This window comes from Streptomyces sp. NPDC090106, from assembly GCF_044747265.1.
Classification (GTDB): Bacteria; Actinomycetota; Actinomycetes; order Streptomycetales; family Streptomycetaceae; genus Streptomyces.
Map to the genome: position 1 here is coordinate 91675 of NZ_JBIVDS010000003.1, position 18478 is coordinate 110152.

An 18478-nucleotide genomic window follows, 5' to 3' on the forward strand; every position below is an offset into this window, starting at 1 on the left:
GCCGACGGGGGAGGGCCGAGGGGACCGGATCAGTGGGTGCCGGTGAAGCCGTCGCGGAAGACGGGGAGCTTCTCGCCGGCCTCGACGGGCAGGTGGAAGCGGTTCTGCCGCGGCGGCATCGGACAGTTGTACTGATCGGAGAATCCGCAGGGCGGTACGAAGGCCCGGTTGAAGTCGAGGACGACGCGGCTGTCGTCGTCGGTGCGCTCGACGAACAGGAAGCGGCCGGCGCCGTAGGTGCTGTCGCCGTTGGTGGGGTCGCCGAAGACGAGCAGCAGCGTGCCGTCGTCGTCGAAGGCGCTCAGGGTGTAGTCGCGGCCGTCGACGGTCAGGGCGATGTCGCCCGGGACGACGAGGTCGCGGCTGCCGCCGTTGTCGCGGATGTGCTCGAACGCGATCCGGCGGGCGCCCGGGACCGGGGTGAACGTCGCCTCCAGGACCCACGCGGGGTCGTAGGGGAAGACGTCGACATGGTCGAAGTGGGCGATGGCGGGGGAGGCCGCGTCCCAGAACCGCAGACCGTGCTCCGGCTCACCGCTGACGAGGTCGGTCCGCGACAGTGTGGTGACGGTCACGGTCTCCGGCAGACCCGCGCGGGCCGCCTCCGCGTCGCCGCGCTCCCCGGCCGGCAGCCAGCGGGTCTCCACGAGGGCGAGGTTGCCGGTCGCGCCGGTGAGCGCCGTGCGGCGCGCGGTACACCAGGCGTCCCAGGTCTCCCGGGGCGTGAGGGAGGGGCGGGCGGTGGCGGTCTCGGACACGGCGTTCTCACTTGGCTGGACGGGGGCCATCGGTCACGGGGCGACATTCAATGGCCAAAGCATCTTCTTTATCAGCTATAAGCCGATCTAATGTCAAACCCGCGTTTCACCTGGTGAGACGCGCCATCTCGAAGAATGGCGCGGCCGGGCCGCCTGTGCCCGCGCACACGGCCCGCCCGCGCGCGTTGTGCACGGGTCTCCCGATGCCGAAGAGCCCTGGACGGCGCAAGGGGCGGCTGATGGCATGGCCGCCATGTCAGCCGCATCAGCAGCAGCGCACGGCAGCTCCGCACCGGCAGCGGGACGCCGCCGGTGAGCTCCACGGACGGGCAGTCCCTCGCCGCGATGGTCTTCCTCGTCTTCGTCGCCGGGTCGCTGCTGCTGTGCGGGCTCGCCGCCGCCGACCTGGACGAACCCGAGCACTTCTACGCCGGGGGCGGTGCCGCCTTCGGGCCCGTCGGCAGCGGGCTCGCCGTCGCCGGCGACTACGTCTCCGCCGCCACCCTGCTCAGCACCACGGGCGCGGTCGCGCTCGACGGCGCCGACGGCATCCTCTTCGCCGCCGTCACCGTGCTGTCGCTCTGGCTCGTGCTGCGGATCCTGGGCGAACGCCTGCGCGCCGAGGGCGTGTTCACCCTCGGCGACTTCGTCGCGGACCGGCTCGGCGACCCCGCCGCGCGCAAGGCGCTGGGAACGGCCGCCCTCGTCGTGCTCACCCCGCTGCTGCTCGTCCAGCTGTCGACCGGCGGGCACATCATCGCCGCCATGTTCGGCCTGCCCGAAGCGGCGCTCACGGCCTGCACCGTCGGCAGCGGCGCCCTCATGGTCGGCTACGCCGCCTTCGGCGGGATGCGGGGCACCGGCTACATCCAGATCCTCAAGATCGCCGTCGTCCTCGTCGCCGTGACACTCCTCGCGGGCCTCGTCCTGGCCCGCCACGGATGGTCGCCCCCGGCCCTGTTCTCGGCCGCGCGCGAGCAGTCGGGCGCGGGAACCGGCTACGCCGTCCCCGGGCTCCACTTCGGCCCCTCGCTCACCGGCCGGCTCGACCTGCTCGGCTTCGCCGTCACCCTGCTCCTCGGCGCCGCCTGTCTGCCGCATCTCACCATGCGGCTCCACCCGCTGCGCGACGCCCGTACGGCCCGCCGCACGGTCGGCTGGGCGGTGGTCCCGGTGACCCTCGTCTGCCTGGGCGTGGCGGTCGCGGGGCTGGGCGCGTGCGCCCTGCTCGGCCGGGACGCGATCCGGGCCGCCGACCCCACCGGGTCCACCGCCCTGCTCATGGTCACCGGCGCGCTCGACCCGTCCGCCGACGGGACCCGGCACAGCATGCTCTTCGCGATCGTCGCCTGCGCCGTCTTCGCGACCACCCTCGCCGCCGTCGCGGGCATCACCCTGGCCGCGGCGGCGGGCCTGGTACGTGACTTCGGCGGCTCACCCGGCGAAACCCGGACGAGCCGCCGCAGAGGCGGGGAGGTCCGCCGGGCCAGAGCGGGCGTCGTCCTGTTCGGCTCCGCCGCCGTGCTCCTGGCCGTCCTGCTCCGCGACCGAGGCACCCTCACCCTCATCTCGCTCTCCCTGACGGTGGGCGCGTCCGTACTGGCACCGGTCCTGCTCTGCACGGCGTTCCTGCCCCGCTACTCGTCGACCGGCGTGCGCTGGACCGTCTACGGAACCCTGCCGCTGATCGCGACCCTCATGACCCTCTCCCCGGCCGTCTCCGGCACCCCGACCGCCCTCCTCCCCGACCACGACTTCCACCTCTTCCCCCTCCAGACACCGGGGCTCATCACGATCCCCGCGGGCTTCCTGCTGGGCCTCCGCGGCAGGACCCGCACGGACGGGAGGCGACCGGCCTGGGGGACCAGGGGCAGCGAAGCGGGCGTGCGCTGAGTGGCCCCAGCCTCACGTCAGTTGAGTGAGACCGCCGTCTCGCGCTTCCGGCCCCGCTGTGTATAGTCCCGCCCCATGGGATCCGGTGTCGAGCTTGTGAAGCGCGCGCACGTCGACCTGCTCAGGGTCGCCACCGCGCTGTGTAGCTGATCCCGCGCGCCCCTTTTCGGCGGCGTCTCCCCCTCTCTCCTGACGTGAACGTCGGTTCGTGCGGCTCTGGGCCGTCGGCCTTGATGCAACGTTGAATCAGACTTCCTCGCCTCCCTTGGGGACACCTCATGACCGTGCGCCTGCACTGGTTCCTTCCGACCACCGGTGACGACCGTGGCGTGGTCGGAATGACCGCCCGGGACTCCCCCCAGTCCCGCGGCACCAGCCGTCCGCCCGTCTTCTTCGGCGGTTCGCCGGCCGCCGCGCTGCCGGTGGCCGCCCGCCACGCGGACACCTGTCTCACCTGGGGCGAACCCCCGGCGGCGGTCGCCCGGAAGATCGCCCGCGTCCGTGAACCGGCCGACGCGCGAGGACGGAAGCTGTCGTACGGCATTCGCCTGCACGTCATCAGCCGCGACACCGCGAAGGAGGCGTGGGCGGAGGCGGGCCGGATCCTGGACGGCTTGGACCCCGCTGCCGTCAAGGCGGCCCATGAACGGTTCTCCGCCTCGGAGTCCGCCGGGCAGCGGGCCATGGCCGCACTCAGCGGCGGCCGTACGGACCGGCTGGAGATCCACCCCAACCTGTGGGCGGGATTCGGCCTGGTGCGGCCTGGCGCGGGCACCGCCCTGGTCGCAAGCCACGAACAAGTCGCCGAACGCATGGCGGAGTTCGCCGCACTCGGCATCGAGCACTTCATCCTCTCCGGCCGGCCGCACCTGGAGGAGGCGATCCGGTTCGGCGAATGCGTCCGCCCCCTGATCCCCGACGCCGATGCCGCCGACCGGCTCGCCGCCGTCTGAATTCCCCGCACTCCCGCACCCGTTGACCCAACTTTCCAAGGAGCACCGCATGCCCTCCTCACTCGACAGAAGAGCAGCCCTTCGTCTGTTCGGCGCCGCCGGACTCGGTCTCGCCGCCGCCGCGTGCGCCGGACCCGGCGGCGGATCGGGCGCCGCCGACGCGGGCACGTCCCCGTCCGCCCTCGCCACCTCGGGCACGCCCACGGGCACCGTCTCCTTCGCCCACTGGCGAGCCGAGGACAAGGCGGTGATCGCCGACCTGGTCAAGGCCTTCGTCAAGAAGCACCCGGACGCGGGCGTCGAGCAGGACATATCCCCGTCCGCCGACTACCAGTCCGCCGCCCTGCGCCGCATCCAGGGCTCGAAGACCGGCGACCTCTTCACCGCCTTCCGCGGCGCGCAGTTCGAGCAGATCGTGAAGGCGGGCGTCTACGCCCCGCTGACCACAACCGGCGTCCTCGCCCGCTACCAGGCGAGCCTGATCGGCCCGGGCGCCACCCAGGGCGTGCAGTACGGACTGCCGTACCAGCTCGTCTTCAATATGCCGCTCGCCAACACCGACGCCCTCGACAAGGCGGGGCACACCAGCGCCCCCACGGACTGGGACGGCTTCCTCCAACTGCTGGACGACCTCAAGGCCAAGGGCTTCACACCGATCGCCTGGCCCGGCGGCGACGCGGCCAACGCCGGCCAGCTGCTCAACACCATGGTCATGAACAACGCCCCCAGCGACGACATGTTCACGAGGATCGAGTCGGGCCGGTACAAGGTCACCGACGACTGGTTCCTCAAGACCCTGGAGCAGTACGGGGAGTTGAAACCGTACTTCCAGGCCCGTGCCACCGGCTCCACCACCGACGCCGTCACCCAACTCTTCGCCGAGGGCAAGGCCGGTCTGCTGGCCACGGGCTCCTTCCAGATGGCGGGAGTACGGGCCCTCGGCGCCGAGTTCCCCTTCGACCTCGTCGCCCCGATCACCAGCCCGGCGGGCAAGGCCAAGTACGAGGGCGTCTTCAACACCACCTTCATCCTGGGCGTCAACAGCGCCTCCACGGTGCAGCCCGCCGCGTACGCCTTCCTGGAGTTCCTCAGCGACCCGGCGAACGCCGCCCTCTACGCCGACGGCACCGGCCAGCACGTCACCGTGCAGGGCGTCGAGTACACCAACACCGACCTCAAGGCCGTCGCGCCCTGGCTGACGCGGAAGACCCTGCTCGCCCCGCGCTTCCAGTTCCTCGACCTGGACATCCGCAGCGCGGTCGAGAACGCGGCGGTCGCCGTGGTCGGCGGCAAGAAGCCGGCGCAGGCGGCCGAGGAGGCCCAGCGTGTCATCGACCAGAAGCGCGCGTAACCGCCGCGCGGCGCGGGCACTGTGGCTCTTTCCGGTGCCCGCGCTGGCCCTCTACCTCTTCTTCTTCGCCTATCCGACGATCCAGGCCGCGCAGTACGCCCTCACCGACTGGGACGGATACAGCGCGACCTACCACGACGTCGGCGCGCGCAACTTCACCGAACTCGCCACCGGCGACGACGTGTTCCGCAACGCGGTCGAGAACAACCTCAAGCTGACGGTCACCGTGGTCCTGGCCCAGACGGCTCTGGCCCTGCTCCTGGCCCTGTACCTGGTCCGCACGACGCGGACGACGACGCTCCTGCGCGCGCTGTTCTTCCTCCCCACCGTCCTGTCCTCGGTGTCGGTGGCCTTCGTGTGGCGGTTCGTCTACGACCCGGACGGCGGGCTGTTCAACGCCGCCCTGCGCGCCATGGGGCTGGACTCCTGGCAGTCCGTGTACCTCGGCGACCCGGACGCGGCGGTCTTCTGGCTGGCGCTGACCCAGGTGTGGTTCCACGCGGGCCAGATGATGGTCGTCTACATCGCCGGACTCCAGACGATCCCAAGGGAGTTGTACGAGGCGGCGGCCCTGGACGGCGCCGGCCGCTGGACCCGCTTCCGGTACGTCACCTGGCCACTGGTCGCCCCGGCCACCGGGATCGTCGTCGCGTACACCACCGTGCAGTCCTTCAAGGCCTTCGACCTCGTCCTCGGCCTCGGCGGCAACCCGCCCGGACCCGCGCTCGACATCCTCTCCACCCGGGTCTACACGACCTTCTCCAACAACCAGTTCGGCTACGCGGCCGCCCAGTCCCTGGTGTTCATGGCGCTCATCGCCGGGCTCACCTGGGTGCAGCGGCGGGCGCTGCGGAGGGCTGCCTGACGTGCTGCACAAGACCATCCGACCCGTGGTGCTCCTGCTGGGCGCGGCGGCCGTCGTCCTGCCGCTCCTGGTCGTGCTGTTCGGCACGTTCAAGACGCTGCCGCAGCTCTTCGACTCCCCGCTGTCGCCGCCCGGTTCACCCACGCTCGACAACTACCGGCGCGCCGTCGACGAGGGCGGCCTCGGCCCGGCCTTCGTCAACAGCCTGACCGTGACCGCCGGCGCGGTCGCCCTCACGCTGGTCGTGGCGAGCCTCGCCGCGTTCTTCTGCGCACGCGTGCCGGGACGCGCCGGCTGGATCGTGTTCGGGGTGCTGGTGGCAGGGCTCGCCGTCCCCGCCCAGGCGGCGATCGTCCCGCAGTACGTCCTGTTCGACCGCATGGGCCTCACCGACAGCCTCCTCGGCCTGGTCATCGTGGACACCACGATGACCCTGCCCACGGCGGTGTTCATCCTCGGCGGCTTCCTCCGTTCCATCCCCGAGGAGCTGTACGAGGCCGCCGAACTCGACGGGGCGGGCCCGCTGCGCGCCTTCCGCTCCCTGGCCCTGCCCCTGACGCGGCCCGCGCTGGCCACGACCGGCATCTTCCTGTTCGTCATGGACTGGAACGACCTGCTGTACCCGCTGCTGTTCATCCGCTCCGACGACCGACGGACCCTGCCGCTCGCCCTGCTGAACTTCCAGGGCGAGTTCCTCACCCGGTACCCGCTGCTCTTCGCGGGCGTGGTGATCGCCTCGGCGCCCGTGGTCGTCGTGTACGTGCTGCTCCAGCGGTACTTCGTGTCCGGGATGACGGCGGGTGCCGTACGGGGTTAGGGGGTGTTGCGAGAGTCCCGTACAACACCCCCTGGGGGGCGTTCGCCCGGTCAGGAGCTGTCCCGCACCACGAGCCGGTGCCCGGCGATCAGCACCGACGGGTCGACGCGCCCCTCGATCTGGTCCAGCAGGGCGTTGACCGCGAGCCGCGCCAGCTCCGGCTTGTCCGGGGCGACCGTCGTGAGCGGCGGCGCGGTGTAGGCGGCGCCCTCGACGTCGTCGAACCCGACGACCGCGATGTCGCCCGGCACGCTCAGCCCTCGCTCCCGTACGGCGTGCAGGGCGCCCTCGGCCATCGCGTCGGCGAAGCAGAACACCGCGTCGGGCGGCTCGGGCAGATCCAGGAGCCTTCGCACGGCCGCGGCGGCGTCGGCCCGGTGGTACGCGGCGACGGCGGGGGCCAGCGTCTCGTCGTAGGCGATTCCCGCCTGGTCCAGCGCCTGCCGGTGGCCCGCGAGGCGGGTCGCGGAGGTCGCCGCGTGGGCCACGGTCTGCCGGCCCAGGACCGCGATACGGCGCCGCCCCCGGGCGAGCAGATGCTCGGTGGCCTCCCGCGCGGCGCCCGTGTTGTCGATCGTGACGTGCGGGCACGGCAGGTCGTGCACGCGCTCACCGAGCAGGACCAGGGGCGTCTTGGAACCGGCGCGGGCCGCGGCCTCGTCGTCCAGCGCGAGAGGGCTGAGGACCACCCCGTCGACCATGGGGTCCGTCTGCCCGAGCGCGAGGGCCAGCTCGGCCTCGGGACGTCCACCGGTGGCCTCGACCAGCAAGGTGCAGCCGTGTGCCGCCGCCTGCCGCAACAGGTGAGCGGCGAGCTCGGCGAAGTACGGCATGGTCAGCTCCGGTACCGCGAGCAGCAGTACGCCGCTGCGGCCGGTACGCAGGCGCCGCGCCGCGGTGTTGGGCCGGTACCCCAGTTCCTCGACGGCGAGCATCACGCGCTCGCGGGTGGCCTCCGAGAAACGCCCCGTCCCACGGACGACGTTGGACACGGTGCGCATGGAGACGCCGGCTCGTTCCGCCACCTGTCTGAGCCCGACCGCACCGTCCATCGGCCCACCCTATGGCCTGGTGCGAACCGGCGTCCGCCGGGCGTCCGTCGCCCGGCCCGACCGCCGGGCGACCCTCGGGCGGGCGGATCGCCGGACAGGTGACGCGTGGCCGCCGCGCCGACCCGGCGGCCACGCACCTTCAGACTGCGGGAGCGATCACCCCGACGCGAGGCCCATCGGGGAATGTCCGTATGCGGAGCGCCGAGGCGTCCGTACGGCCCGTCCGTATACGGACGGGCCCAGGGGGTGTTTCCCCTGGAGGATGTTGCCCCTAGGTGTGCAGTGCCGAGGGGACCTGGGTGCGCGAGGTGATGCCGAGCTTGGCGAGGATGCGTTCGACGTGGGTGTCCGCCGTGCGCTTGGAGATCACCAGACGCTCGGCGATCTGGCGGTTGGAGAGCCCCTCGGCGACGAGTGCGGCGACCTCGCGTTCCCGTGCCGTCAGCTGGCCCGGCGCGGGGCCCGGGTGCTTCTCCTGGACCGCGTCCAGGCGCGGCACCGGCCTCTCGGTGCCCGCCCGTACGGCCTGGAGGACCTCGGCCCCGGACATGCGGGCGCCGGTGGCGTGCCAGCGGTCGAACTCCTCGTCGCCCAGCGCGGCCCGCACCCCCCGGAGGACCCGGTTCTGCTCCTGTGCGAGCAGGGGGAGGGCCGTGACCGGACAGCCGGCGAGCCGCGCGGCGCTGTCGGCGTGGCCCAGCAGCCACGCGGCGCGCACGGGGCGCTGCCGGTGGGCCGCGTGCCGGCCCAGCCCCAGACAGCACAGCGCGACGACCAGGAAGTCCCCGATCCCGGCGATGTCCTCCAGCGCCTGGTGCAGCGGCGGGGCGCACTCCTCCGGCCGCCCCGCCAGCCACAGCACCAGCCCCTTCACCGCCAGCGTGGCGGCACGGAACTGGCGCTCGCCCGTACCCTCCAGGTGCGTCAGCCCCGTCTCGCACAGCTCCAGCGCCCGCTCGGTCCGGCCCAGCAGCCCCAGCAGCAGCGCGGCCTCGTAGTGGATCAGGGCCACGCCCAGCGCGTCCCGCCGCTCGACCAGCCGCCGACGCCCCGCCTCGACGGCCGCGAGGCCCTCCCCGACCTCGCCCAGCAGTGCCCGCAGCGCCCCCAGAGCGGGGTCCGCCAGGCACACGACCCGCTCCTCGCCGCACCGCAGAGCCACCTCGCGGGCCTGGGTGAACCGGGCGAGCGCCGGATCGGGATCCGCGGTCCACGCCGCGAACCACCCGGTCGCCAGCAGCCCCCAGGCCCGCTCCGGGCAGTCCTCCGGCACCAGGGCGAGCCCTTTGTCGATCCAGTAGCGGCCCTCCGAGAGCAGCCCGGCCGCCCGCCAGTACGGTGCCAGCCGGGCCGCCAGCCACAGCCCTCGCGCGGCCGGCCCCTCAGGGGCGCAGGCGAAACGCAGCGCCTGCCGGATCTCCGCCAGCGCGTCCCGCACCGCCCGGTGCAGCGGGACCTGCGCACCGGACACCGACTCGTCCCACAGGCGTCCGGCCAGACGTTCGTAGTGCGCGAAGTGCCGTTCACGGACCGCGCCCGCGTCGCCGGTCGCGTCCATCCGCTCGGCCGCGTAGGCCCGGATGGACTCCAGCATCCGGTAACCGCCGCCGCCCTCCCCGCCGCACTGCACCACGGACTTGTCGACCAGCGCGAACATGGCCGCCACGACCCTCTCGGCGGGCAGCCGCCCGTCGGCGCAGACCTGTTCCGCCGCCGCCAGATCGAAGGGCCCGGCGAACACCGACAGCCGCTGCCACAGCAGCCGTTCGTCCGCCGTGCACAGCTCGTACGACCAGCCGATCGCCGTCCGGAGCGTCTGATGCCGGTCCAGGCCGCCGCGTTGGGTGCCCGTGAGGATGTCGAACCGGTTGTCGCGGCGGGCCGTGAGTTCCTCCAGCGGGGCCACCCGCAGTCGTACGGCGGCGAGTTTGAGGGCGAGCGGTATGCCCTCCAGCCGTTCCACCAGTTCCACGACCCGCGGCCGGTTCGCCTCGGTGACCTGCCAGCCCGCCACCGACAGCGCGGCCCGCTGCGTGAACAGATCCATCGCCTCGGCCCGCTCCAACGGCCCGATGGGGACCAGGCGTTCGCCGGGCACCCCCAGGGGCTGCCTGCTCGTCGCCAGGACGCGCACCTGGGGCGCGGCCCGCAGCAGCACCCCGCACACCGCCGCGCACGCGTCGAGGAGGTGCTCGCAGGTGTCCAGGACGATCAGCAGCCGCAGCCCCCGGAGATGGGACACCAGCGATTCCATGGCCATCCTGGCCCCGGTCGCGTCCGCCGCTCCGGCGGAGTTCCCGGCTCCGGTGACGTCCCCGGCCCCGCCGACGCCGCGGGACTCGTCGGCATCGCGTGATTCCCTCTCCCGCCCGGTGTGTTCGGGCACGTCCAGTGCCGACGCGAGCAGTCCCGGGAGCAGTTCGGGATCGGACAGGCCGGACAGCTCGGCGAACCACACTCCGTCGGGGAACGAATCGCTGCACGCGTGGGCCGCGTGCACCCCGGTGCGGCTCTTGCCGATGCCTCCGGGGCCGACCAGCGTCACCAGGCGCCCTTGGTCGAGCGCCTGCCCGATCTCGCCCAACTCCTCCGCGCGGCCGACGAAGCTGCTCAGCTGTGCGGGTAACCGCCCGTTGCGTTGTGCCTCGAACCCGAAGCCCATTCCACTCCCTCAGTCTTCCCAAGAGCCGTACACCTGCAGGGCGGGCCCGTCGCAGCGTAAGCACGACATCCCCCGGAGCGACCGCTTCGCGGCGGGCGTCACCCCAATGCGCGGGTCGGCGCACCGGCAAGTATGCGACCGACACCCGAGCCCGCGCTGCGGTGCGTGAAGGGTCGATCGCGCGCCGGGGGAGGTGCGTCCGGGTCGCACACCGGCTCGGTCGGGCGGGTGCGGCAGCGGCGCGTGTCCCGTTCACGACCCCTCGCCGCGGGAGCGCGGGGACGGCACGGGGATCGCGGTCCGGGGTACGAGCATCGTCGGCAGGTCGGGGTGGAGCGGGCCGCCGGTGTCGAGGGCGCGGTCGTGGGTCTCCGTGCCACCGACGCCCGTCTCGATGGTGGTGATCAGATGCCGCAGTGCCGTGGCGCCGTGACGGGCGGAGGGCAGTTCGAGCTCCGGATCGGCCAGGGCGCGGCGCGCCCGGTGCCAGGCGCGTGCGGACCGGCCCAGCCGGTGGTCGGCGAACGCGCTCGCGTAGAGCGCGACTTGACGGGCCCAGAGGTCGTGGCGCAACTCCGCCTGGGCCAGCGCGCGGCGGGCGGTGCGCCGGGCGGTGGCGGGGGAGGGACCGGCCTGGACCAGGGCCAGGGCGGCCTGGCTCAGCGCGGGCGGGGGACCGCCGGGAGAGTGCGCGGGGATCAGGTCGGAGGCCAGCCCGAAGTGCTCGGCCGCGGCGCGCACGTCGCGTTCCTGGAGGGCGAGTGTCCCGTGGGCGTGTGCGATGCGGCCGACGGTGGCGGTGTCGCCGTCCAGCATCGAGGACCACCACGCCTCGTCCAGCAGCGCACGGGCGAGCCTCGGCCGGCTGCGCACGCTCAGCCAGGCGGCGAGCCACTGCCCGCGCGCGAGCACGGGATCGTCCTCGCAGTGCGGCAGCAGGCCACGCAGCAGGGCCGCTCCCTCGTCGGCCCGGCCGCAGGCCACCCACCAGAACCACAACCGCACGCCCGCCTGCAGAGCGGCCGGGGCGAGGGAGGGGTCGGTGTGCGCGTGCCGGAGCATGGCGGCCAACTCGTCGTGCTCCTCGGACACGAGCCGTACGGCACGGGCCTGGCTGCCGATGTCCCACAGTCGCTCGGCCTCGGCGGCCACCTGCCCCCAGCGCTGCGACCTGCGCAACGCCGCCGCGGGCAACTCGCCCTCCGCCGTGAGGCGTTCGGCGCCGAACTCCCGGGCCAGGCCCGTCATCCGGTAGCGGGGCTCGCGCACACCGCCGACCTCGCCGTCCACCTCCAGCACGCCCAGGGCGGTGAGCTGGGCCAGACAGGCGGGCACCTCCGCCGGTCCGATGTCCCCGCCCTGGCACATGTACACGGCCGACGCCTCCGTGAAGGATCCGGCGAACACGCCCGCCCGCGCCCACACGGTCCGTACGGCACGGTCGCACAGCATCCATCCCGATCCGACGGCATCCCGCAGGGACCGGTGCCGCCGCAGCGCCGGCCGGGTGCCGCTCAGCCATCCCTGGCCCTGGTGGACCAGCCGCGGCAGCTCCTGCACGGGCAGGCGGACGCTCTGCTCGGCGGCGAGCACCACGGCCAGCGGCAGCCCTTCGAGGAGCCCGCACACCTCGCTCACGCTGGTCAGGTCCCGCTCGCGGTCCAGCCCGGAGGGCGCCTGCCGCAAGAACAGCTCCACCGCGGGCGCGTGACGTCCGCCGTCCGCCGACGGACGGGTGCTCAGCCCTTCGAGCCGCAAGATCCGCTCCGCGTCCAGCCCCAGGGCCCGGCGCGACGTCACGACGACCCGCGTCCGCGGCGCCAGCACCAGCACGCGCTGCACCAGGCGCACGCACTCGTCGTACACCGGATCGACGTCGTCGAGGAACAGCAGTGTGGGGACGTCGGGGAGGTGGCGGGCGGCCCACGCCGGGTCGACGGCGCCGGCGGGCAGGGTCCCGGTCAGCCGGGTGACCAGCTCGGCGGCCAGGTCACCCGGACGCCCGGGCCCCGACCCGTGCCAGCGCACCTGCACCAGGCACTCCCACCCCGCCGACGACGCGACGGCCGCGGCGGCGACCGTGCTCTTGCCCACCCCCGCGGGCCCCGTCACGGTCACCAGCCGGTGCCCGGCCGACAGCTCGCCCAGCGCCGCGATCTCCCGGTCCCGGCCGACCACGGCCGCGCGGGCGTCCCCGTCCGCGGACACGACCCCTGAACCGCCACCGCCACCGCTCGTCCACACGTCGTCGTACTCCTCGCTCCCGCACGGTTTCACCGGACCGCGCGCAACCCCTCCGCCCCGGGGGATCTCCCGGAGCAGAACCGTCACTGCGCGCCCTGCCACGGGAAGCCAAACGCGCCCCGCGTACGCCGGTCGCGGCACCGCGCGTCGGATCACACTCCGCGCGGAAACCTAGGACGCGAGCGCGAATACATAGCGCGGGGGCGGGGCGGGGAGGACCGCCGGGTGCGTCGACATGGCGAAGGAGCCGACCGGCACCGTCCGATCGGTGCGTGCGGCTCCTTCGCGGGCGCCCTCGGGACGCCGTCGGCCGACGGGGCGACTCGGCGTCAGCCCGGGGTGATGGCCGCCTCGGCCGCCTTCTTGATCCGGCCGCCGAACGCGTCCGCGTCCTTCCTGGCGGCGGCAAGGGCGAGCCCGACGAGGAGCTTGCCGACGCCGTGCCCTTCCAGGACGTTGAAGAGACGGACCCGGGTCCCGCCCCCGGGCGACTCCGAGAGGTCGTAGCCGCCCTCGCGGACCGCGACGCTGTTCTTCGACACCTCGGTCCAGCGGATCCGCGCGGGCGCTTCGAGTTCGGTGATCCGGAACTCCCTGGCGGTCTTCACACCGGCGTCCTTGACCGTGCTCCGGAAGACGGTCCCCACGGCGGTGGGGCCTTCGGGAATCCGGTCGATACGCAGTACGCGGGGGCTGAACTCGGGGTCGTTGCGTCCGTCGGCGAGGTAGGCGAACACCTCCTCGACCGGCCGGTCGACCTCGACCACCGCTTCGAACTGTCCTGCCATGGGAACTCCTGACCGGTCGAGCCGTGAGAACCGCGCCGCCTCCACACCTAGGAAGGCACCGCGACCCTATGGGACACAGGGGGCCGGCGCGAGGCGAACGGACCCAGTGGCCGGGGTTCCGTGCCCTGCGCACCGGGCGCATTCCCGGACCGGTCCGACACCTCCCGTGAACACGGACCGAGGGGCGGGCGTCACTTTCCGCCCGAGGGCGGGGTCGCGGCGGGTTCCGCGAAGAACTGCACGCACGCCGGGTCAGCGGCAGGGGCGTCCGACGCCCGAGCGGGACCGGCGAGGAGCAGAACCCCCGTGACCGCGGCGACGAACCCTGCCCACATCCTGCTCCGCGACAAGTCCGCCCCCCGACCGACTCACGACAGCGTGATGCCGGTGATCCTGCCCACCGGCGCGCACGACGACTCTTCCCGCGCTACCGCCGCACCGCGCGCTTCCTGCGTTCCCGCCTCAGTTCCCTCAGGTACGGCTGGGCGTCGACCTGGATGGTGTGGCGGGTCGAGGCGACGTAGCGGTGGGCGGTACGGGCGCGGTAGGCGCGGATCTCGTCGAGCATCTCCGGCCGGTCAGGCAGGGCGCACCGGCCCTCCAGCAGGTCGGCCACCCAGTGGGACTGGGCCTCCGCCAGCGGCATGATCGCGCCGAGGGGCTGCACCAGGCCGATGAAGTACAGGCCGGGCAGGTCGGGGGAGACGACCCGGTGGTAGAGGGCCGGGTCGTTGCCGGCGGTGTCGAGCAACTCCGGCTCGAGGAAGGGGAACGCGATGTCGTACCCCGTGCAGTAGATGATCGCGTCGATCTCCTCGACGCTGCCGTCGTCGAAGGTCACCCGGTGCGCGTCGGCCGCGCGTGGCACTGGCCTGACCGAGATGTCGCCGTGGCCCAGGCGCGACAGCAGGTCGTCGGAGATGGTCGGATGGGCGGCCAGGACGCGGTGCGCCGGGGCGGGCAGGCCGTAGTCCGTGAGCCGGCCGCGGCTGAGCCGCAGCAGCAGCTGGAGACCGCGGTCCTGGACGGCGAGGGGAGCCTTGGCCAGCCAGGAGTGGGTGAGATGGTCGGTGGGGGCCCCGAACAGGTACTTCGGCAGGATGTGCGCGCCGCGCCGCATCGACAGGAACGTCCTGCGGGAGACCCGGGAGGTCTCCACCGCGATGTCGCAGGCCGAGTTGCCGATACCGAGGACCAGCACCCGCTGGTCCGCGAACGGTTCGGGCGTCCGGTAGTCGTGCGCGTGCGTCTGCGTGCCCTCGAAGGCGGCGGCGCCCGCGATGCCCGGATCGGGCCAACGCGGCTTCCAGTGGTGGCCGTTGGCGACGAGCACCGCGTCGTACGAACCGGTCTCCCGGACGTCCGTGTCGCGGTCCCGGTACGTCACCGCCCACTTGCCGCCCTCCGGCGCGACCCCGACCACCTCGGTGCGGAACCTGATCGACGTCCGTAGCCCGAAGTGGTCCACGAACTCGTCGAAGTAGCGGGCGATGTGGGCGTGGCCCGGATACACCGGATACGTGTCCGACATGGGGAAACTGGCGTACTGCATGATCTGGCGCGAGGTGTTGATGTGGAGCGACCGGTAGGCCGACGACTGCCCGTTGTCGTTGAGATAGCGCCAGTTGCCGCCCACGTCCGAGCCGAGCTCGAAGCAGTCGTAGGCGATGCCCCGTTCCGCCAGGACCTGGCAGGCGGCGATCCCGGAGGACCCGGCCCCGATCACACACACCCTCTGCATGGCGACCTCCTTGTGACCACCCGGTCATTTTACCGGCCGCTCGCAGGCTGGACGGCGCGCGACGTTCTGTCAATGGGTGTGCGATGCCGTGCCGAAAGGCTTCAACAGGCTTGTCCGTCCGACTCGTTGACATCTCCCGGGTGCCGCCTCCACCATGACCGGGCGGTCATGTGACCGCCCGGTCATGTCGAGGAGCGCCCATGCCCACGCCCACCTGGACCCGGCTCTCGCCGGTCCGCCGCGAGCGGGTTCTCGTCGCGGCGATGGACGAGTTCGGCACGCACGGCTACTCCACCGGCAGCCTCAACGTGATCGCCCGGGAGGCCGGGGTCGCCAAGGGATCGCTCTTCCAGTACTTCTCCGGCAAGCTCGACCTTTTCACGTACGTCGCCGAGCAGACCTCCCTGCGCATCTACGAGAGCATGCAGCCCTGGCTCGACGGCTACGACGGCACCAGCGACTTCGCCACCCACCTCACCGACGCGCTGGCGGCGTGGCTCGACTACTTCGCCCGGCATCCGCTGGAGCGCGGTGTCACGGCCGCCACCAACATGGAGATGGACCCCGCCGTCCGGGACGCGGTGCGCGTCCCCGTGAACACCATCTACCTCGCCGGTCTGCGGCCCCTGCTGGAACGCGCGGTCGACGCGGGGGACCTGCGCAAGGACGCCGACCTGGACGCGCTCCTGTCGATGCTCCTGGTGCTCCTTCCCCACCTCGCCCTCGTCCCTCACATGCCCGGCCTCGACAGCACGCTCCCGCTCGGCGCGGTCCACCCCGAGGTCCGGCGCGCCAACCTCGAACGGCTCGTCACCCCGCTGCTCGCCGACTTCAGAGCGAGAGACAAGCGATGAGCGGGAGACAAGCGATGAGCGGCAGAACGGCGATGAGCGGGAGGGGAGGGGAGAGCGGAGGAGAAGGGGAGAGCGGCTTCGACTACGACGTCCTCGTCGTCGGGTCGGGGTTCGGCGGGAGCGTCAGCGCCCTGCGGCTGACCGAGAAGGGCTACCGGGTCGCGGTCCTGGAGGCTGGGCGGCGCTTCTCCGACACCGACTTCCCGCGCACCTCCTGGCGGGTGCGCAGCTACCTCTTCGCGCCACGCCTCGGCTGCACGGGCATCCTGCGGCTCTCCCTGCTCGGCGACATCCTCGTCCTGACCGGCGCCGGTGTCGGCGGCGGATCCCTCGGGTACGCCAACACGCTCTACGAACCGCCGGACGCCTTCTACCAGGGCTCGCACTGGGCCGGCATCACCGACTGGCGGCGCGAACTGGCCCCCTACTTCGCCCAGGCCCGCCGCATGCTCGGAGTGACACCCAACCCGCTGTTCACCGAGGCCGATCTGCTGCTGAAGAACACCGCGCGCGACCTCGGCTGCGCCGACACCTTCCGCCCCACGCCGGTCGGTGTGCACTTCGGTCCGGACGGGGCCCCGCCCGGCGAGGCCGTCCCCGACCCCTACTTCGGCGGCGCGGGACCCCGCCGTGCCCCGTGTGTGCACTGCGGAGCCTGTATGACGGGGTGCCGGCACAACGCGAAGAACACCCTGCCGAAGAACTACCTCGGTCTGGCCGAGGGTGCGGGCGCCCGCGTCCTGGAACGCCGCACGGTCACCGGCATCGAGCGCCGCGGCGACGGCTGGGCCGTCGTCTCCGTCCGCACCGGCGCCCTCCCGGGGCGGAGGCGGCGTCACGTCGTGACGGCTCGTCATGTCGTCTTCGCAGCCGGTGCGTTGGGCACGCAGCGACTGCTGCACACCCTGAAGGCGGACGGCTCCCTCCCCGGCATCTCGCCTCGGCTGGGGCACCTGACCCGCACCAACTCGGAGGCGATCCTCGGCGTCCGGGCGCCGGAACGCGACGCGGACTACTCCCGTGGCGTCGCCATCACCTCCTCCGTCCACCTCGACGACACCACACACGTCGAACCGGTCCGGTACGGCCGGGGCAGCAACCTGCTCGGGCTGCTCGGCGCGATGCTCGTCGACCCCGTGCCCGGGCGGTCCCGTCTGCTGGTGGGGCTCGCCGCCATGGCCCGCAACGTCCGCCGGCTGCCCGCGCTGCACAACCCCCGGCGATGGTCGCAGCAGTCCGTGGTGCTGCTCGTCATGCAGAGCGTCGACAACTCGGTGACCACCTTTCTGCGCCGCACCCGCACCGGCCGCCGCCGGCTCACCAGCCGTCCGGGCGAAGGCGCCCCCAACCCGGCCTGGATCCCGGCGGGACACAAGGCCGCCCGCACGGCGGCCGACCGCATCGGGGGCCAGGCCTGCGGCACCTGGGCCGACCTCTTCGACATCCCCACCACCGGCCACCTCATCGGCGGCTGCACCGTCGGCGACGGCCCGGGCGACGGCGTCGTCGACCCCTACCACCGGCTCCACGGCCACCCCGGCCTGCACGTCATCGACGGCTCCACCATCTCCGCGAACCTCGGCGTCAACCCCTCGCTCACCATCACCGCCCTCGCCGAGCGGGCCACCGCACTGTGGCCCAACAAGGGGGACACGGACCCCCGCCCCGCACCCGGTCTGCCCTACGGGCACGTCGCACCCGTCCCCCCGCACCGGCCGGTCGTCCCGGCCACGGCCCCGGGTGCCCTGCGCCTTTCACCTCCCCACGGAACGGACGCGGAATGACCCCCTACCCGGATGAGCCCTGGCACCTCGCCGGTCAGATGTACCTCTCGCTCTGGCCCGTGCCGCGCGCCGACCTTCCCCCCGTCGCCGTCGGCACCCGTCCCGTGACCGTCGCCGGCCGCGGACTGGCGGGCGCGGCCTGGGTCGTCTACGAGAACGACAGTGTCCTGCACTACGGGGAACTGCTGCGGGCCGTCCTGGTGCGGGACGGTGGGCGCCCGCGGGTCTGCATCACCGACATCTGGGTCGACAGCCCCGCCTCGATGGCCGGCGGCCGGGCCCTGTGGGGCATCCCCAAGGAGATGGCCGTCTTCGAGGCCGAGCGCACGGACGTGGCGTCGTTCGCCGCGAAGAGCGACGACGGACCGCTCGCCGCCGCCCGGTTCGAGGAGCGCGGACGCCTCCCCGGCCGCCTGCCGCTGTCGTACCGGATCGTCCAGACCCTGGACGGCAGGACCAGGACGAGCCGGGTCCGCAGCCGGGCGAGCGTGCGGGCCGCGCGCGCCGCGTGGACCGTGCCGTCCGACGGCCGGCTCGCCGACCTGGGCCGCCGCGCCCCGCTGATCAGCCTCACCCTGCGCGATTTCACGCTGAGCTTCGGCGGCTGAGACGTCCTCCGTGACCGGCGGCGGCCGGTCACGGAGGATCCGCCGAGCGCCACCGCAGCCTCCCCTGCGGCACGCCCCACCCCGCCTTCCCGTCAGGGACGGCCCCAC

15 protein-coding genes are annotated in these 18478 nt (G+C 73.0%); 9 read left to right on the top strand and 6 right to left on the bottom strand.

Annotated elements, in window-relative coordinates; all coding sequences use genetic code 11:
* Positions 1-29 precede the first annotated feature (29 nt).
* Positions 30-788 carry a DUF1684 domain-containing protein gene (locus ACIPSE_RS10360; RefSeq protein ID WP_401660022.1) on the bottom strand — a complete coding sequence of 253 codons (759 nt, stop codon included), beginning with the start codon at positions 786-788 and terminating at the stop codon, positions 30-32.
* A 282-nt stretch (positions 789-1070) separates the two neighbouring features.
* Here ACIPSE_RS10360 and ACIPSE_RS10365 point away from each other — a divergent pair, with 282 nt between their 5' ends.
* The 6 genes from ACIPSE_RS10365 (at position 1071) to ACIPSE_RS10390 (ending at position 6637) form a co-directional block, all read left to right on the top strand.
* Positions 1071-2651 (top strand): cation acetate symporter, encoded by a 1581-nt coding sequence (locus tag ACIPSE_RS10365; protein ID WP_401660024.1) that lies wholly within the window; start codon positions 1071-1073, stop codon positions 2649-2651.
* Positions 2652-2726: 75 nt separating this feature from the next.
* Complete coding sequence (locus ACIPSE_RS10370) at positions 2727-2801, top strand: putative leader peptide (RefSeq protein WP_401661699.1); 75 nt, start codon at positions 2727-2729, stop codon at positions 2799-2801.
* 188 nt (positions 2802-2989) lie between these two features.
* Positions 2990-3604, top strand: a complete 615-nt coding sequence (locus ACIPSE_RS10375) for an LLM class flavin-dependent oxidoreductase (RefSeq protein ID WP_401661701.1) — start codon at positions 2990-2992, stop codon at positions 3602-3604.
* A 49-nt stretch (positions 3605-3653) separates the two neighbouring features.
* Positions 3654-4955 carry an ABC transporter substrate-binding protein gene (locus ACIPSE_RS10380; RefSeq protein WP_401660027.1) on the top strand — a complete coding sequence of 434 codons (1302 nt, stop codon included), beginning with the start codon at positions 3654-3656 and terminating at the stop codon, positions 4953-4955.
* Positions 4930-5820: a carbohydrate ABC transporter permease gene (locus ACIPSE_RS10385; protein ID WP_401660030.1), complete on the top strand. Its 891-nt coding sequence runs from the start codon at positions 4930-4932 to the stop codon at positions 5818-5820. Before ACIPSE_RS10380 ends, ACIPSE_RS10385 begins: the two co-directional genes overlap by 26 nt.
* Position 5821: 1 nt before the next feature.
* Positions 5822-6637 (top strand): carbohydrate ABC transporter permease, encoded by an 816-nt coding sequence (locus ACIPSE_RS10390; protein ID WP_401660033.1) that lies wholly within the window; start codon positions 5822-5824, stop codon positions 6635-6637.
* 50 nt (positions 6638-6687) lie between these two features.
* Here the strand turns inward: ACIPSE_RS10390 and ACIPSE_RS10395 are convergent, their stop codons facing one another.
* The 5 genes from ACIPSE_RS10395 to ACIPSE_RS10415 all read right to left on the bottom strand — a co-directional run bounded on the left by ACIPSE_RS10395 (position 6688) and on the right by ACIPSE_RS10415 (position 15124).
* Positions 6688-7689, bottom strand: a complete 1002-nt coding sequence (locus ACIPSE_RS10395) for a LacI family DNA-binding transcriptional regulator (RefSeq protein WP_401660036.1) — start codon at positions 7687-7689, stop codon at positions 6688-6690.
* A 271-nt stretch (positions 7690-7960) separates the two neighbouring features.
* Positions 7961-10351, bottom strand: a complete 2391-nt coding sequence (locus ACIPSE_RS10400) for an ATP-binding protein (RefSeq protein WP_401660039.1) — start codon at positions 10349-10351, stop codon at positions 7961-7963.
* A 252-nt stretch (positions 10352-10603) separates the two neighbouring features.
* Positions 10604-12559 carry an ATP-binding protein gene (locus ACIPSE_RS10405; RefSeq protein WP_401660042.1) on the bottom strand — a complete coding sequence of 652 codons (1956 nt, stop codon included), beginning with the start codon at positions 12557-12559 and terminating at the stop codon, positions 10604-10606.
* Positions 12560-12924: 365 nt separating this feature from the next.
* Entirely contained in the window at positions 12925-13383 is a 459-nt protein-coding gene (locus tag ACIPSE_RS10410) for an SRPBCC family protein (protein WP_401660044.1), read from the bottom strand.
* Positions 13384-13810: 427 nt separating this feature from the next.
* Positions 13811-15124: a flavin-containing monooxygenase gene (locus ACIPSE_RS10415; protein ID WP_401660046.1), complete on the bottom strand. Its 1314-nt coding sequence runs from the start codon at positions 15122-15124 to the stop codon at positions 13811-13813.
* Positions 15125-15324: 200 nt separating this feature from the next.
* Here ACIPSE_RS10415 and ACIPSE_RS10420 point away from each other — a divergent pair, with 200 nt between their 5' ends.
* From ACIPSE_RS10420 to ACIPSE_RS10430, 3 genes are read left to right on the top strand one after another with little or no spacing between them, the layout of a single operon-like run.
* Complete coding sequence (locus tag ACIPSE_RS10420) at positions 15325-15978, top strand: TetR/AcrR family transcriptional regulator (RefSeq protein ID WP_401660049.1); 654 nt, start codon at positions 15325-15327, stop codon at positions 15976-15978.
* Positions 15979-15992: 14 nt separating this feature from the next.
* Positions 15993-17762: an FAD-dependent oxidoreductase gene (locus ACIPSE_RS10425; protein WP_401660051.1), complete on the top strand. Its 1770-nt coding sequence runs from the start codon at positions 15993-15995 to the stop codon at positions 17760-17762.
* Entirely contained in the window at positions 17759-18370 is a 612-nt protein-coding gene (locus tag ACIPSE_RS10430; RefSeq protein WP_401660054.1) for an acetoacetate decarboxylase family protein, read from the top strand. Before ACIPSE_RS10425 ends, ACIPSE_RS10430 begins: the two co-directional genes overlap by 4 nt.
* Positions 18371-18478 lie beyond the last annotated feature (108 nt).

What these genes read in the sequence shown, in the direction of transcription:
- ACIPSE_RS10425 (WP_401660051.1), top strand. Translation starts at nt 15,993, where the DNA reads ATGAGCGGCAGAACGGCGATGAGCGGGAGGGGAGGGGAGAGCGGAGGA.
- ACIPSE_RS10360 (WP_401660022.1), bottom strand. Translation starts at nt 788, where the DNA reads ATGGCCCCCGTCCAGCCAAGTGAGAACGCCGTGTCCGAGACCGCCACC.
- ACIPSE_RS10415 (WP_401660046.1), bottom strand. Translation starts at nt 15,124, where the DNA reads ATGCAGAGGGTGTGTGTGATCGGGGCCGGGTCCTCCGGGATCGCCGCC.
- ACIPSE_RS10430 (WP_401660054.1), top strand. Translation starts at nt 17,759, where the DNA reads ATGACCCCCTACCCGGATGAGCCCTGGCACCTCGCCGGTCAGATGTAC.
- ACIPSE_RS10395 (WP_401660036.1), bottom strand. Translation starts at nt 7,689, where the DNA reads ATGGACGGTGCGGTCGGGCTCAGACAGGTGGCGGAACGAGCCGGCGTC.
- ACIPSE_RS10420 (WP_401660049.1), top strand. Translation starts at nt 15,325, where the DNA reads ATGCCCACGCCCACCTGGACCCGGCTCTCGCCGGTCCGCCGCGAGCGG.
- ACIPSE_RS10380 (WP_401660027.1), top strand. Translation starts at nt 3,654, where the DNA reads ATGCCCTCCTCACTCGACAGAAGAGCAGCCCTTCGTCTGTTCGGCGCC.
- ACIPSE_RS10410 (WP_401660044.1), bottom strand. Translation starts at nt 13,383, where the DNA reads ATGGCAGGACAGTTCGAAGCGGTGGTCGAGGTCGACCGGCCGGTCGAG.
- ACIPSE_RS10400 (WP_401660039.1), bottom strand. Translation starts at nt 10,351, where the DNA reads ATGGGCTTCGGGTTCGAGGCACAACGCAACGGGCGGTTACCCGCACAG.
- ACIPSE_RS10375 (WP_401661701.1), top strand. Translation starts at nt 2,990, where the DNA reads ATGACCGCCCGGGACTCCCCCCAGTCCCGCGGCACCAGCCGTCCGCCC.